This is a genomic window from Psychrobacter sp. M9-54-1, from assembly GCF_016613355.1.
GTDB classification, from domain to species: Bacteria; Pseudomonadota; Gammaproteobacteria; order Pseudomonadales; family Moraxellaceae; genus Psychrobacter; species Psychrobacter faecalis.
Genome location: NZ_JADGFW010000004.1, coordinates 184,730 through 200,110, shown reverse-complemented (window position 1 = coordinate 200,110; position 15,381 = coordinate 184,730). Strand labels below are relative to the sequence as shown.

11 protein-coding genes are annotated in these 15,381 nt (G+C 42.7%); 2 read left to right on the top strand and 9 right to left on the bottom strand.

All coding sequences use genetic code 11. From position 1 onward, the window contains the following. Nucleotides 1-2: 2 nt before the first annotated feature. Nucleotides 3-620, top strand: a complete 618-nt coding sequence (locus tag IQ457_RS02055; protein WP_200661864.1) for a hypothetical protein — start codon at nt 3-5, stop codon at nt 618-620. Between the two features lie 108 nt (nt 621-728). Here the strand turns inward: IQ457_RS02055 and IQ457_RS02050 are convergent, their stop codons facing one another. From IQ457_RS02050 to ffh, 7 genes are all read right to left on the bottom strand, one after another. Further along, the gene (locus IQ457_RS02050) at nt 729-1,406 is read right to left on the bottom strand and encodes a DUF4112 domain-containing protein (RefSeq protein ID WP_242465320.1); all 678 of its coding nucleotides are present in this window, start codon (nt 1,404-1,406) and stop codon (nt 729-731) included. Next, complete coding sequence (ubiA, locus tag IQ457_RS02045; RefSeq protein WP_200661863.1) at nt 1,399-2,316, bottom strand: 4-hydroxybenzoate octaprenyltransferase; 918 nt, start codon at nt 2,314-2,316, stop codon at nt 1,399-1,401. Before ubiA ends, IQ457_RS02050 begins: the two co-directional genes overlap by 8 nt. Nucleotides 2,317-2,391: 75 nt before the next feature. Next, nucleotides 2,392-2,634 (bottom strand): hypothetical protein, encoded by a 243-nt coding sequence (locus tag IQ457_RS02040; protein ID WP_144296632.1) that lies wholly within the window; start codon nt 2,632-2,634, stop codon nt 2,392-2,394. 67 nt (nt 2,635-2,701) lie between these two features. Beyond that, nucleotides 2,702-3,604, bottom strand: a complete 903-nt coding sequence (locus tag IQ457_RS02035; RefSeq protein ID WP_200661862.1) for a class I SAM-dependent methyltransferase — start codon at nt 3,602-3,604, stop codon at nt 2,702-2,704. An 82-nt stretch (nt 3,605-3,686) separates the two neighbouring features. Next, the gene (locus tag IQ457_RS02030) at nt 3,687-4,529 is read right to left on the bottom strand and encodes an undecaprenyl-diphosphate phosphatase (RefSeq protein ID WP_200661861.1); all 843 of its coding nucleotides are present in this window, start codon (nt 4,527-4,529) and stop codon (nt 3,687-3,689) included. Between the two features lie 112 nt (nt 4,530-4,641). Further along, on the bottom strand, nt 4,642-5,325 hold the full coding sequence (gene tsaB, locus IQ457_RS02025; RefSeq protein WP_200661901.1) for a tRNA (adenosine(37)-N6)-threonylcarbamoyltransferase complex dimerization subunit type 1 TsaB: 684 nt from the start codon (nt 5,323-5,325) through the stop codon (nt 4,642-4,644). A gap of 219 nt (nt 5,326-5,544) precedes the next feature. Further along, nucleotides 5,545-7,086: a signal recognition particle protein gene (ffh, locus tag IQ457_RS02020; protein ID WP_200661860.1), complete on the bottom strand. Its 1,542-nt coding sequence runs from the start codon at nt 7,084-7,086 to the stop codon at nt 5,545-5,547. A gap of 402 nt (nt 7,087-7,488) precedes the next feature. On the opposite strand from ffh, the gene IQ457_RS02015 reads away from it, so the two are divergent. After that, the gene (locus IQ457_RS02015; protein ID WP_200661859.1) at nt 7,489-8,295 is read left to right on the top strand and encodes a cytochrome C assembly family protein; all 807 of its coding nucleotides are present in this window, start codon (nt 7,489-7,491) and stop codon (nt 8,293-8,295) included. Nucleotides 8,296-8,406: 111 nt separating this feature from the next. Here IQ457_RS02015 and purU read toward each other — a convergent pair whose 3' ends face one another. Both purU and IQ457_RS02005 read right to left on the bottom strand, forming a co-directional pair. Beyond that, nucleotides 8,407-9,336 (bottom strand): formyltetrahydrofolate deformylase, encoded by a 930-nt coding sequence (gene purU / locus IQ457_RS02010; protein ID WP_242465319.1) that lies wholly within the window; start codon nt 9,334-9,336, stop codon nt 8,407-8,409. Between the two features lie 202 nt (nt 9,337-9,538). Further along, the gene (locus IQ457_RS02005; protein WP_200661858.1) at nt 9,539-15,247 is read right to left on the bottom strand and encodes an Ig-like domain-containing protein; all 5,709 of its coding nucleotides are present in this window, start codon (nt 15,245-15,247) and stop codon (nt 9,539-9,541) included. Nucleotides 15,248-15,381 lie beyond the last annotated feature (134 nt).

Below are 15,381 nucleotides of genomic sequence, written 5' to 3'. Positions count from 1 at the left end.
TTATGAAAACCGATATTTTTACCTTAGTGAAATCAAAACCATACTTTAAAGCGATTTCTATCACTCTATTAAGCCTATCCCTACTAAGTGCTTGCCAAAAGACGCCAGAACCTGAAACCGCCGAAGAAACTGCTGCTGACACAATCACCCAAACGACACCCGTAAGCTCTAATATTAATGCGCCTAAAATTGCTGATGAAAATACTGCTAAGCCAGCTGATACTTTAGAACAGGATACAAGCTTAAATGAATCAGAAAACGAGCTTAGCGCAGCGGATACTTCAACAAATAGTGCTGCGATAATGCCCAATCCAGAACAAGCCATCAAAGGCGCGCAAATCACTGATGTCAATTATCGCAGCGCCAGCGGTGAGACGTTGTTTGTCATCTTTGAGACCTCAGAAAAAGGCGTACTTAACGCTATCGTCAACCTGCCCAATAAACCAAAAATCACTTTAAGCGCCCCAGAGGGACAAGGCAACAATCCCACTTACCGCTCAAGCGATGGCAGTATGCAGCTGGTCAGTCATGGCGGTGGTAGCAGCATCGACCTTATTCAAAATAATAAAATGACGAGCTTTGACGCCATTAGCGTAGATGCCGAAGTTATCACCGAGTAGTTTTTTAAATAAAAATTTTGCTTGAAATCTTTTATAGTTGATAATTTAAGCAAGAAAAAAGGCGGCAAATATTGATAATACTTGCTGCCTTTTTGTTGTTTTTTCACTTTAACCAAAACCAGTGGTCTTGCTAAACAGACCGACCAGCCAGCTTATCATCGCCCATAAGCCCCAGCCGATAACCACAATAACGATTAATCCTAATAGGTCAGGGATATGCAGATATAACCAAGCAACGATAGGATTACGCCAAAAGAACGCAAAGCGGCTTTTCTGCTGCCTATCTTCTAATGATTGATGCAAAAACGGCCGATCCATATGCATGGTTTCGGTAATGCCATATTCATCGTGTAGATGCTCGTGCACGATGCTCAATGTCTTACGACTGGGCCGAATAAAAATATCGAGCACCGTACCTATACCCGGTACAATACCAACCACCATATCAATCAGCGCCAATCTAACCGCTGGGGTCATTTTATGCTCAGGTACGCCCAACTGCCGACCTAATATAAAAGCATAGCTGGTCAACGCCAGTCCTGCCAAATCTCCCGCCAGCGGAATGGTCGATAGCGCCGCATCAGCCCCCATGCCTTGTTTGGTAAAGGGAATACGTACGAGCGAATCCATGGTATTGGCAAATTTCGCCAATTTGCGCTCAGTTTCGATGACTTGTGCGCGTGTTAAGCCATGTTCAGCTAGCTTTGCCTGATAATCGATAACTGGCGCCTTAACATCAGATACCTTTCTAGCTTTTGACTTTGAGAGTTTCTTAAAGTTATCCATTAAAAGTTGTCCATAAACACGCGATTGCGATAAGAGCAAAGACGTAACGCCCTACCCATATATTGGCCAAAAACGCCTGAAAACAGGCCAGTGCTTGACGGCTGGCACAAGCGCTGTTCTGCTTGGCAAACATCATCGCCACGAGCGCCAAGCCAAATACTGGTAACACGCCCACACTGGTTGGCGCAAAGTAATGCCACATGACCGCACCCATAATAACTAAAAAGACGGTTTGCAGCAGCGAGATAATAATCACATCGTAGCGGCCAAATAATATCGCCGTTGATTTGACGCCAATTTTTAAATCATCCTCACGATCCGCCATCGCGTACTGGGTATCATAAGCCACGGTCCAGCACATATAAGCGATAAACAATAACCAGCACCAGATATCAGGCGCGCCTTGTATCGCGACATAGGCCATCGGTATTGCCCAACCAAAAGCGGCAGCTAAAAACACTTGCGGCAAATGGGTAAAACGCTTCATAAATGGATAAATAAACGCCAATATAACGGCGCCAAGGGACCAGTATAAAACGACAATAGGCAAAAATAATAGCAAACTGGCACTAAGCAATACCAATACTAAAAAAGCAGCAATGGCTTCTTTAGCAGACAAGCGTCCATCTGCCAATGGACGACCTTTGGTACGGCTGACATGACCGTCGACCTTGCGATCAGCAAAATCATTAATCGCACAGCCTGCCGCGCGCATAAAAATCGCACCGAGCGCAAAAATAACAAAGACTTTAAAACTTGGCAGACCTGCTACCATGCCTTGCTGCTGCGCTTGACCCATCGCCGCCAGCATTACCCCCCAAAGCGTTGGCCAGAGTAACAGCTCGATACCTACAGGTTTATCAAAGCGCGTTAGTTGTAAGTAGGCTTGTAATTTGTCGTTAAATGTCATGGCGTTTTATTATCATCTATAGAAATTTTATATACTTTTTTGCAGGCGATGGACTCGGGTGAACGAATGAGTGAACTACTGAATTTGTTGCCATAAGTTGTTGGCTTCAATGAGCGACAACTCAGGATATTGCTTGCGTAAGGCTTTAATGGCAGGGACCTTTTCTTTTTGTACGGCTTGCTGCCGCAAGAACCTCAAGTAATCTTCAGGGCGACTCAATTCTTTTAAGCGCGCTTCCAATCTTAAAATTCTCGTACGCAGCATAATATTTATCAGTAATAGCGCCGCTCCCATTACCCAAATAATTAGTGTCGACATTCCTTGCTCCTAAATTCACTAACTCTAAAAGTTTAAACTGACTCCATGCATGGTAACGAAAGGTTTTTTAAACGAAATACCCATCAAAACGTATCGCTTCATTATGCCAGCTTTCGCTTGGTTGTTGATGCGCAAGTAATGGTGCGAGCTGCGGGCGTTTAACGACGACGCGGCCTTGGCTTGCATTTTGACTGACGATTGCTTGTGCACTTTGGAGCAATTGTGACTCTTCTTCTAGCGTTGGTGGACGTGCCAATTGGTGCAAGGCTTGCATATGCTTGCCCACTTTCGCGCCTTTACCCGTTTTGCTATCTTGATAGCTATCCTCTGGAAACATAGGATCAAGATATACCACATCAATAGTCTGATGGCTATTAGCGGTCAAACCATTACTAGAATCTGTAAAATCAATACTTTCAAAATAACTCAGCGCATCGGTATTGATAATCTGTAGTCGGCGCATCAGCTTTTGCCAATTTGGTAGCGTACTCATCCGCTGCTGTTCAGCTAGCAAAAGCAGCGCTATCAAGGGCTGATGTTCAAGCATAATGACTTGAGCGCCAGTACTGGCTAATATCAGGCTGTCATGCCCAAAGCCTGCCGTCGCATCAATGACCGTCCTATCCGCGGTAATTTTAGCCGCTTGTAGCAGTAACTCAGACTTACGCCCGGCACTCACCACTCGTCGTTGTAGCTTTTCCCATTCGGGCGCCACGCTCAGCCCATCGCTTAACCATGACAGTTTATTTTTTTCATCTAATACTAAGATAGGCTGGATAGAATACTGACTTAATTGCTGACGACGTTTTTGATTGAGCTTTTCGCTAAATAACTCAATGTTTAGAATAATAGGCAATTGATGTTTGACTACCAGCGCTTGCAGGCTGGCTATTTGCGCTTGTTGGGCTTCATTGACATAAAAAAGCTGGCAATGCATAAAGTCGCTTGATGTTTGTTGCAAACTGCTCATGATTGCCCTCCCTCTTAATGTTTTACGGTTTAAAACGTTACCGTTAACCCAGTTGAAAATGATAACGCCACATCTTTAAAAATTAGCCTGCCATCTGATAGCCAAAACCCCAAGCGGCAATCAGTACTAATACGCCCGTAACAATACGTAGCCAAGCAAAGATTTTAAAGTCACGACGGCTAACCCAAGCGACCAATAAGCGGATACAAAGTAAAGCGACGACAAATGACACCACGGTGCCGATACCCAATACCAGCCAGTCTTCGCTACTGGTCAACACGTCATGGTGCTTTAATAAATCCAACAATGCTGCGCCAACAATGACAGGTATGCCTAAAAAGAAAGAAAATTCCGCAGACGCCTTACGCGACACGCCAAGCCAGAGGGCGCCGATAATAGTGGCCCCTGAGCGTGAGGTTCCGGGTATCAAAGCCAAACACTGCATCAAACCAATCATTAACGCAGTTTTTAGACTGACGTCTTCTGCTTCTTGGGCAATAATCGTTTTAGGTCGATTTTCGACATAAAATATCAGCAAGCCACCGACAATCAGCATAATCGCTACCACGATAGGGTTAAACAAATATGCCTTAATCTCGTCTGCAAAGGTAAAACCTACAATCATTACCGGAACGGTCGCCACAATTAAGCTAAGCCCAAGCTGCCTTGGGTTACTCATGCCTTCTGCTTTACCGGTGAGTAACCCCATGAGCGCTTGCCACAGCCTGCCCCAATAATCATAAATGACCGCTAAGATAGCACCAAGCTGGACTACCACCACAAACAAATCAACTTTTTCCTTGGTCCAAAAGCGCATCAAATCGGCTGATAAAATCAAATACCCTGTACTAGAGATGGGTAAAAACTCAGTGATACCCTCAACGATACCCATGATGACCGCTTGGATTAATAACAGTATATCCACAGTTGCTTCCCTAAAAAAACAGCGCTAGCCGCTATTCTATATTGTTGTTGCTTTTATAATCGTTTATACGTAGAAGTACAAAGTACATTGCTTGCAAATCATCATGTAAGAACTATGCCTTACCTTGCTCTTTTAGCGTTTTCCATGCTTGATTGCGCAAGTACTTTGGTAAGGCATTAGCAGCATCGCTACCGCCTGTCTGTATGAATTGAGCGATACCCAATTGTCCAATCACGACCGCATCTGGCCAGACCTCTTCATGGCATACCTGTCCATCATGTGCTTTTAATAGCGGCGCACCATTACCGACGACAGGAAGATTGGCAGCGGTTTGGCTGCCATAATCAAGTAAGCGCTCGGTATCTTCGCCACTTTCTTGCACGACGGGCTGCATAATATGGTCTATTAGTGCATATTGCCCAAAATATACTTGCTGCATACGCGCATCAAGCGCGCTATAAACTTGCGTCAAACCATACCTTTGATACGCACACTGGGCAATGGCTTGTAAGCTAGAAACCCCCACGCAAGGAATATCGTGGGCGACAGATAAGGCTTGCACCACCGCTGTATTGATTCTGATACCGCTAAAAGCACCGGGGCCACGGTTGAATACCAATGCTTTTATCTGCGCCAGATTGAGCTTAGCTTCAGATAAAGCCGCATCTATCATTGGCAAAATGTGCTGAGTTTGCTCACGTTTGCCTTGTTCGGTATGACTCGATAGCACCTGACCATTGGCATCTAAAATCGCGATCGAACACTGCTCAAATACGGTATCCATTGCTAAAAACATCATTACCTCGGCTTATTTTCTTAATACCACAAAACATGCGCTCATCAATCAGCGCCTATCATAGCATTTAGGATAAAAGAATTTTATTAATTTCTAAATTTTCCTATGTCATCCATCAATATTTATGCAAATACACCAGACATAAAAAACCCCAAAACTATTTCAGCCTTGGGGAATTTGTTAAAAAGTAAATACTATATCAATCTGAGCGTCTATTCATTAAAAGCGCGTTTTAAACTTCTTTGGCGCTTGGTTTTGTAGCTCTTGCATCTGTTTTTGCATCTCTTCGGTGCTCGGCATATTGTTTGGGTCCAGTCCCATCTGTTTTGCCATCTGCGCGGGATTTACATCTTTGGCACCGCCTTGCTGACCGCCGCCAAATAACGGACCGCCGCCACCAGCACCGCCGCCGCCCATCAAGCCTTGCATCGACTTCATCATTTTACTGATACCTTCAGGCTTAGAAATCATTTTCATCATTTTTGCCATTTGCTTGTGCTGCTTGAGCAAACGGTTGACGTCTTGAATCTCACGTCCTGAACCTGCGGCAATACGGCGCTTGCGGCTTGGGTTAATCTTATCGGGATTCTTACGCTCAAACGGCGTCATTGAATTAATCAAGGCTTCCATTTCACGTACTTTTTCTTCAGGCTTAGCGTCTTGCACGGCTTTTTGCATATCAGAGCCGCCCATACCCGGCATTTTATCTAAAAAACCTGCCATGCCGCCCATGCTTTTCATTTGCTGAAACTGGGTCAATAAATCCTCAAGGTCGAAGTCGCCGCCCTTTTGCATCTTTTTCGCCATTTTTTCCGCTTTATCACGGTCGATTTTTTGCTCGACTTCTTCAACTAAACTTAGAACGTCACCCATACCAAGGATACGCTGAGCGATACGCTCAGGATGAAATAGTTCGAGCGCGTCGAGTTTTTCACCGCGACCTAAAAACTTAATCGGTTTACCAGTAATCGCGCGCACAGACAATGCTGCACCGCCGCGAGCATCACCGTCGGTCTTGGTTAAGATAACACCCGTCAATGGCAGCGCATCGTTAAAGGCTTTGGCGGTATTGGCGGCATCTTGCCCGGTCATCGCATCGACGACAAACAAGGTTTCAGATGGATTGACCGTCGCAGTCAACGCCTTGATTTCAGCCATCATGGTCTCATCGATAGCCAGACGACCAGCCGTATCAATAATCAAAATATCTTGATATTGGATTTTAGCTTCTTCGATAGCGCGACGGGCGATATCAATCGGATTTTCATCAACCGTTGAATTGACGAACTTGGCATTGACTTGTCCTGCTACTTGCTCAAGCTGTTTAATAGCTGCTGGACGGTAGACGTCGGCAGAAACCAGCATCACCTTTTTCTTATGTCGCTCTTGCAAAAACTTCGCCAATTTACCAGCGGTGGTGGTTTTACCCGCCCCTTGCAAGCCTGCTAGCAGATAAACAACCGGCGGTTTACCCGTCATCTCAAGCTGCTGATTGGCACTACCCATCATTTCAGTCAGCTCGTCATGGACGATTTTGACAAAGGCTTGTCCTGGCGCCAACTCTTTGAGCACTTCTGCGCCAAGCGCCTGCTCTTTGACACGTTTGACAAAATCACGCGTTACCGGTAGCGCAACGTCGGCTTCTAACAGCGCCATGCGCACTTCGCGCAGCGTGTCTTTGATATTATCTTCGGTCAACTGCCCAGTACCGGCGATATTACGCAGGCTTGATGATAAGCGTTCGGTTAAGGTATCAAACATAAATAACTCTCAATTAAAATAATTCTTAGTGAAAACAATCTTTGATAAAAGCAATTCTTGGTAAAAACACTATGACAACAATACGTCGTCAAATTTGGTTCAGCGTTGCTTGCTGATTTATATGATTTGGCGATGCTACAAACGATTAAGCAGTATTATATAAAGACAATGATAAAAAGTAGCATATTATCAACACTATAGCATTAAGAGACCATAAAGCTTATAGTCGTTTTGCAAATGGCATTTTTCTAATAAGCGCTGCTGTGCTACAAGCGCTATAATCAATCCGTAAGATGGCGCTCAATTGCTTGCCATTTTATGATAAATTGGAGGATTATTCTAATCATTCTGATAATACCATTTTAGCATTCAATTGAGCGGCGTTTTCGCGCTCATCATGAGATGAGGTTCTTTATCTTGCAACTTGCATTTTTACTGGCTGGCATGGTTTATATTTTGGTCAGCATCTACATCGGTTGGGCGCTGATTCAAGATAAACCTATCCACAAGGGCGTAAGCTTAGGTTTATTGGTCGTCGGCATGCTCGCACATGCGGCGCTACTCTATCCGCATGTGGTCACGCTTTATGGGCTAAATTTCAACTTGTTTAATACCATTAGCCTGATCAGTTTATTTTTCTTATTTTTCTACGTTATTTTTAGCTTATACCGCCCTATCGTCAGCCTCGGTATTTTAGCAGCACCGACGGCATTAATCGGGATGATTGTCGGTTATATCGGCCGCGCGCCCTATCGTCCGATTACAGACATCAGCGTCGGGTTAGAGGCGCATATCTTACTATCACTTGCTGCTTATTGTGTGCTGCTGATGGCAGCGGTGCAGGCATTATTCTTGCGCTTACAAATACGCGAGCTGAAACACCAGTCGATTCATCGCTTTTGGGTCAATAAACTGCCGTCCTTGCAGAGTATGGAAAGTCTATTGTTCGATATGCTATTGGTCGGTTTTGTCTTATTGAGTATCGCGCTAGGCATTGGTTTTGTTTATGTAGAAGACCTGATGGCGCAGCACCTTGCTCATAAAACGGTCTTTAGCGTGCTATCTTGGCTGTTATTTGGCGCATTATTATTGGGTAATTGGCGCGCAGGATGGCGTGGCAAACGCGCTGCCAACATGACCATTTATGCGTTTATCCTATTAGCAATTGGCTTTGTCGGTAGCAAGTTTGTGTTAGAGATGCTGTTATAAACCCAGTGCTGTAATAGTGGTAATGTGATTAAAAAAGGCCGCCAGTATGGGTATTTAATACTGGCGGCCTTTTTTACGCTCTTATTTTGGTTTAACGCCATTTTAAAAAAGCTAATTAAAAACCACGGTCTTATTACCTGCCACAATCACGCGGTTTTGTACATGCCAATTTACTGCGCGCGCTAAGACATTACGCTCGATATCACGGCCAATAGCACGTAATTCTGCCACTCCTTGACGGTGAGTGACACGATGGACGTCTTGCTCAATGATAGGCCCTTGATCTAGCTCGGCAGTCACATAATGCGCAGTCGCGCCGATAAGCTTGACGCCTTTTTCATAAGCCTGACGATAAGGATCAGCACCGACAAACGCGGGCAAAAAAGAATGGTGAATATTGATGACTTGCATTGGCCAACGCTTGACAAAATCAGATGATAAAATCTGCATATAACGCGCTAATACCAACAAATCATTGCCTGCCATCAACATATGAATCTGCTCTTCCGCTTCAGCCTTGTTATCCTTGGTGACTGGCACATGATGGAAAGTGATGCCAAAGTTTTCTACCGCTTGGCGCAAGTCCTCATGGTTACTAACGACAGACGTAATCTCGCAATCCAATAATCCGCGCTGATGCCGCCACAGTAAATCTAATAGCGCATGATCGAACTTTGATACTAAAATACCAACCTTGGTTTTAATCGCATTATTATGTAAGCGCCACGCCATATTATGGCGCTTAGCCACCGTATGCCCAAAGCTGGCTTCAAAGTTATCTATAATCTCGCTCAAGCCTGCTAACGCAAACTCCAAACGCATAAAATATTGACCACCTTCGTGAGCGGTTGAATACTGATCGAGCGTGATAATATTGCCGCCATAACGATGAATAAACTCAGATACGGCTTGTACGATACCTGCTTGATCGCGGCATTTAATCAATAGCGTCGCGGTATCAATAGCATCGCTAGATAGTACATTTTGAGAATTTTTGCTCGACTTTATGCTTGCTGTAGCAGTCGTGGTATTGTCTGACATAATGCGCCCAATTAAAAATGAAACGTGCTGCTTACTTTGAATATGTATAGCAGCATAGGAAACCGACTATTCTAATCGCTTTTGCAGAACTTTGCTGATTGAGTTGCTTGTATTTAATTATTGAGATTATGAATACAAAAACCCCCAACGCGGGGTTGGGGGTTTATAAAATGCTAATCTTCTGAATAAGGGTTATAAACCATTATTCAACTTTAATAACTTTAGAGAAACCGAAACCATTATTATTTACAGTAACAGTTGAACCAAGTTCATACGCTTTGTTAAAGTCTATGATATAGGTATTAAAGCCAGCACTCGGAGCATTGGACGTTCCCTGACCGTCAATAGTTACGCTATAGTTTGGTGAATATGGTGATAAAGTAACTCTAGTACGTGGCGTATTCTCGTTGATTGTAACGCTTAGGCTGTTTGTACATGTAGCACCACCAGTACCAAACGGACTTGCATTACCAATCCAAGGAGTTATCAAGGTTGTATCATTTATTATTAAGTCATCCACTGAGGTTGGTAATTGATAGTTGATACTCTGAGTATTTTCACTACCATTTACAAAGGTGGAGGCATCAAAGCGTACCTTAACCCAGTTTGAATAACGCAACGGGTATCGAATCTCAAAGTCAGCGCGACCTTCATCATCTGTGATAAATGAATAGCCATCCTCTGAAACCTTGTTACCAAGAATAGTCACTGGATTAATAGCTTCAAGCTTACCACTTGAGTTCTTATCTTCGTTTAATATAGGATCAGAATCTTGATCTAGCGTGTAGTTGTAATTAGCATCTTCAGTAGGATACCAGTCAGACTTTAACGGCACTGGTGTTTTTTCAGAGAATACTTTCGGTTCTGGTGTGGTGGTCTTTATCACGTTACCAAACTCATCAAGCTCATCAATATCAGCAGCTTGATAAGTAGTTGTACTATCTAGTAAACAATATACACCTTGAGCATATTCCGTTGCATAAGACTTTATTGAAACTTCTTGATTCGCTACAGCACGACCTGAGCCATCCATAACAGATATCGAACCACGTACAGTATAGTAAATATCATCAGAAGATAACTTGTTAGAGAATGCTAAAGTAGTATATACAGCCTCTTTCGATACAGTGATATTAGTGGTTTTACTACCAATATTACCGTTATCTTGCAGTAAGCGCGCATTAATAATCACACCACCGATAGGTGAGCTAGCATTGGCTTGGTAGACAACACGTGCCTCACCTCTGCTATTTGTCACTGCTGTCGCAGCCGACAAACGACCTGCTGAAGAGTCTGAAGCACGACTAAAGACGACGGTTTGACCTTCGACTGGGACATCGTTTTTATCTTTTACCGTGGCCACAATTTCAGTACTACTGCCTGGAGTAATAACAGACTTCACCGCTTGGAATAGCATTTTAGCAGGTGTCGTAGCACGGAAACGTGCATCAACTGTCGCACGATAGCGCGGCTCACCGTTTGGTAGTGTTTCACCCAATACAGTCACCTGTAGTGCGGTAATACCAGCAAGTTCTGACGTTAAGGTAACAGGTATCGTAACGATATTGCCGTTTATATTAGCAGCAGTAATGGGTTTTGTGACGATTACATCGTTGCTATCAGCAAACGTACCAATAGTCGTTTGCACTTCAACTTGCTTATCGATTAATTCCTCTGCTTGAGCAGCTGTATCACGACGTATTTGGATATTTATGGTTTGTGGAGTATTTACATCGTAAACGTTTTTAACGTCAATAAAGCTTATACCTGCTTGTGAGACTTTAACTAAATCAATACTGTTTAAGCTACGTTGATTATTTATCTTATTTTCACCGAAAGCACGAGCATACACACGTAAATTACCATTACTATCAAAGGATAAGGTATCCTCACTAACATCAAAGCTCGCTTTACCATCCGCATCGGTAATCGCCGTAGCAGTAGTAGCGATAATATTACCGTTTTCACCTACCAACTCCATACCAGCATTAGCAATAGCACGTCCAGCACCATCCACTAACATGGTACTAATAGTAGTTAGTCCTCTATCTTTTAACTTAGTCTCTGAAGCAGTAAGAGTAATTTCAGTCCCTACCGCTGACAAGCTGAGAGACTTTTCTTCACGTACTTGCATACTAACTTTACCATCTGCATCGTACTGTGGCGTGACGATTTTCGCATTAATCACTACACTATGATTTAGACGCGAATTGATAGAGTTGGCTGCTAGGATGACGCCGACATCGATCTGACCATTAGCATCAGTGGTTAACATGCTTGGTGTCGTTAAAGCTGCGCCGCTTGCTTCTAGATTTTCAATACTAAACTGGACAGGTACTCCTGCTAGAATACCACCATTACTATCAGTCACACGGAAAGTAGCATTTGTTTGGTCACCACCAGTATTTAATGTAGATTTATCAGAAGATGCTATTAGCTGATAACTATCGATTGTTGCGTTATCTACAGCAACGATATAGTTTTGTACTAACTTGACGTTTTCTGCAGTAGTCGTAGTTGCTGTCAAGCGAATACCTGCTTTTAATATAGCTTGGTTGACATTCGCACCGGCTTCAAGTCTAAGATCGAAAGTTGCTACGCCATCGCTATTAGTATTAACGGTACCATTAGAAATGCTAACCCCAGTTTTTATAGGATCGTCTACATTTAAACGAACAGCACGATTGGCAATAGCACCATCTTTATTTTCTAAGCGAACGAATACCTTGAATGTATCACCTTTGGTATTGACAACTTTATTTGCCCCAATACTAATGCTTTCCTTAGTACCATTTGGATCTGGCGTAACTGTAGCCACAGAACTGGCTTGGGTTACTATATTACCATTAGCATCAGCTGCTGATAATCCAATAGAAAAGCTATTGGCATTTTTTGCAATCTCTGCTTTCTGTGCGTCAGTTAAGTTGTTAGGTACAGCGACAGTAAAGACAGCTTTACCCGAATTATCAGTAGTTTGACTACTACCTGATACTAATGTGACGCCCTGGCTGGCAATAGCTGCTGGCAGCGCTAAGAATACTTTTTGGCCTGCAACAACTTTTGGCTCTACTGATTTGTCTGCAACAGTCACCTCAATTTGAGTTTCTCCACCATTTAGATTCAGTGGGTTTGTCTGTTTAGCAATCAAAGAGATCGCAGCAGCCATAGATTGTACTTTGATTTTAACTTGTTGCTGATTGCCTGTTAGCGTCTCTGTCAAGGTGGCGGTTAATACTTCCTTGCTAAGCATTTCTTTTTGCACATCGGTTAAATTGCCAGGGACCACAACGTTAAAGTTAACTAAGCCATTTTCATCTGTAGTAGCAATGATATTTGACGAACCATTTTGCTCATTCACTATCAAAAGACTTGCTAGTGATTTGTTTTCAAATATTAATTTGACTGGTTGGCTAGTTATTTGTTCATCAGTTGACTGGTTGTTAAGCTGGGCTTGTATCGTAATATTACTACCTACATTGTTAAGAATGTAGCCAGCTTTATTATCAATGTTGTTAGTTGCATTAAGAATACTTAAGTCAACTTTAGGAGTTGTGATATTAACTGTGTTGATTTCAGAGTAGGTAATGCCTTTCTCTACATATGACAACTGATAGTTAATACCAGTAAGCTTAAGCTTAGTCCGCTCTTCTGCTGTTAAGGTGTTGGGGATACTAACTATAAAGGTTGTCTCACCATTAAAATCAGTTACTGCCGATTCTGCATCGATGGTAACTCCATAGTCTAGCGCTACTTTACCCAACTGAATAGCAACTGCTTGTCCTGCGACAGGTGATTGTTTATCTTTGGTTGATAGCTTGACACCAATAGTACCTTTACCACCAAGCTCGCTGATAGTTGGGGTTTCAATAGATGCAAATTGAATAGCGCTTAACGGTTGCTCCACCTTAATGTTTTGAGTAATTTTAGACTGTGTACCATCTTGATCAGTTACGATAGCAGTATAACCAATGCCTGTCTTAATAAGTTGGTCACGTTGAGCTTGGGTTAGACTTTGGCTAATACCAATATTAAATTCTGCTATACCACTTCCATCAGTAGTTCGCTGATTACCTTGAATAGTAACACCGTTACTCGAACCTTCATTTAGAACCAGTTTTACCGTTCTGCCATCAGCAGCGCTACCATCTTTACGTTTGGCGGCAACTTGCAATTTAAATTGACTTTCTAAAATATTCACTGTAGCAGGAATACTTTGAGCAGTTAACGTAATATCACTTTGACCGATCTCTGAACCAATAGCAATTGAGCTACTACTCGCTACACTACTAGCACCAGAGGCTTCAACTGCTTTAACAGCTAATGCAAAATTACTGGCTTTTTCTAATACTGCTTTCTGTGCTTCATTTAAGCCTGCAGGAACACGTACTGTATAACTTACAACGCCTTTGTCATTCGTAGTCTGTTCAGTACTACCATCAATAGTTAGTAAGCCTTTACTTGTCAACTCAGTTGGTAGAGCCGCTGTAACTAATTGATTGGCTACGGCTCCACCATTTTGGTTATTTACCCTAAAGCTAATAACTGCACTGCCACCTGAGCTTGAGATTTGTTTCTTATCGCTTCCTTCAAAACTCACGATGTTCTTTGCGAGTGGTATTTCAACTGAGCTTTCAAACGTTTGTGCTGTTACAGAATGGTTAGGTTCTGACAGAGTGGCAGTATAGCTAATGCCGTTTTCAGCAAGTGCTTTTCGCTCAGCATCGCTTAATCCTGGCTCTATAGACAAAGTCACAATAGCTTGACCGCTATTATCTAGAGTTAACTGATTACTTGATAAGCTTACACCTTTAGGAGCATTATTCAGCTTGAAAGCAACTTTAGCGCCTTCGATTTTGGTAGAAACAGCTGCACTTATAGCAGCAGCCGTGATCGTAAGATTTTGTGTATCGCCATAAGCACTAAGTTTATTTGAATTTCCTGCAACTCTTATTTTATAGTCAGTAATAGGCAATCCGACCTTTAAGCTATTAGTTACACTTTTGCTTGCACCATTTTTCTCTCGCACATTAAGAGTATAAGTAATACCTTTTAATAGGTTTTGCCGTGCAGATTCTGATAGGTTTTCATCTATTTTTATATTAAAATTTACAATGCCTTTACTATCGGTCTCTTGGCTAGCAGGACTAATAGATACGCCTTCTAAAGGTATAATCCCTAAACCTACTGTTACATTAGGTGTTAAAGTACCTTTTTCATCTTTAAGTTCGACACTAAATACGCCTGTATCACCAAAAGGATTTAGAACGCTATTAGAAACAGAGCTCGTCTTGATACTAGGCTTTACACTAAGCTTACTTACTATTACCTGAGTGCCATCACCACTACCTTTTTTATTGACTGAAACCTTGAGTTCCTGCGGTGCGACTGCAGTGCCATCTGCTTTGTTAGCAGTCGCCACTAGAGTAAAGCCATTGGCTATCAGTTTATCTTTATCAGCAACTGCTTGCGGATTGAGCTTCAATGCGTATACCGCATTACCATCACTGTCAGTGGTTTGGGTACTCTGACCTTCGATAGTGATACCGTTATTTTCAGAGTTCACTACCTTTAGAGTCACAGCTTTACCAACCATCGCTCCACCAGATATCTTCTCAACCGCTTTTACAGTGACATTAAAGCTTGTCTGTTCATCAGATAACTCAATAATAGTAGGTGCTGTGCTAAGTTTTTGAATGAAGAAGTCAGGCTCAATATCTGGTGTTTGCTCGCCACCGCCATTATTGTCGCCACCGCCGTTATTACCACCCGTACCGGGCTGCACGCCTAAATCAGGTGTAGGAGCAATGACATCTGTGCCATCCCCACCGCCACAGCCTGCCAATGCTAATGCACAGGTTAAAGAAGTGAGCTGAAATAACTTAGAAGTCAGTGGTAATGAGCTATAGGACATTTTAAAACTCCGTGATGGCAATCAGTCATTTAAGTAAAGATACACATACTTACAATAATAGCATTTGTATTAACAGATTGTATTAAATATATAACCGCAACTTTACTGACTTTTGTTATAACTTACAACCAAAA

What these genes read in the sequence shown, in the direction of transcription:
- tsaB (WP_200661901.1), bottom strand. Translation starts at nt 5,325, where the DNA reads ATGTTTTTAGCAATGGATACCGTATTTGAGCAGTGTTCGATCGCGATT.
- ffh (WP_200661860.1), bottom strand. Translation starts at nt 7,086, where the DNA reads ATGTTTGATACCTTAACCGAACGCTTATCATCAAGCCTGCGTAATATC.
- purU (WP_242465319.1), bottom strand. Translation starts at nt 9,336, where the DNA reads ATGTCAGACAATACCACGACTGCTACAGCAAGCATAAAGTCGAGCAAA.
- IQ457_RS02050 (WP_242465320.1), bottom strand. Translation starts at nt 1,406, where the DNA reads ATGGATAACTTTAAGAAACTCTCAAAGTCAAAAGCTAGAAAGGTATCT.
- IQ457_RS02015 (WP_200661859.1), top strand. Translation starts at nt 7,489, where the DNA reads ATGAGGTTCTTTATCTTGCAACTTGCATTTTTACTGGCTGGCATGGTT.
- IQ457_RS02005 (WP_200661858.1), bottom strand. Translation starts at nt 15,247, where the DNA reads ATGTCCTATAGCTCATTACCACTGACTTCTAAGTTATTTCAGCTCACT.
- IQ457_RS02055 (WP_200661864.1), top strand. Translation starts at nt 3, where the DNA reads ATGAAAACCGATATTTTTACCTTAGTGAAATCAAAACCATACTTTAAA.
- IQ457_RS02035 (WP_200661862.1), bottom strand. Translation starts at nt 3,604, where the DNA reads ATGAGCAGTTTGCAACAAACATCAAGCGACTTTATGCATTGCCAGCTT.
- IQ457_RS02040 (WP_144296632.1), bottom strand. Translation starts at nt 2,634, where the DNA reads ATGTCGACACTAATTATTTGGGTAATGGGAGCGGCGCTATTACTGATA.
- ubiA (WP_200661863.1), bottom strand. Translation starts at nt 2,316, where the DNA reads ATGACATTTAACGACAAATTACAAGCCTACTTACAACTAACGCGCTTT.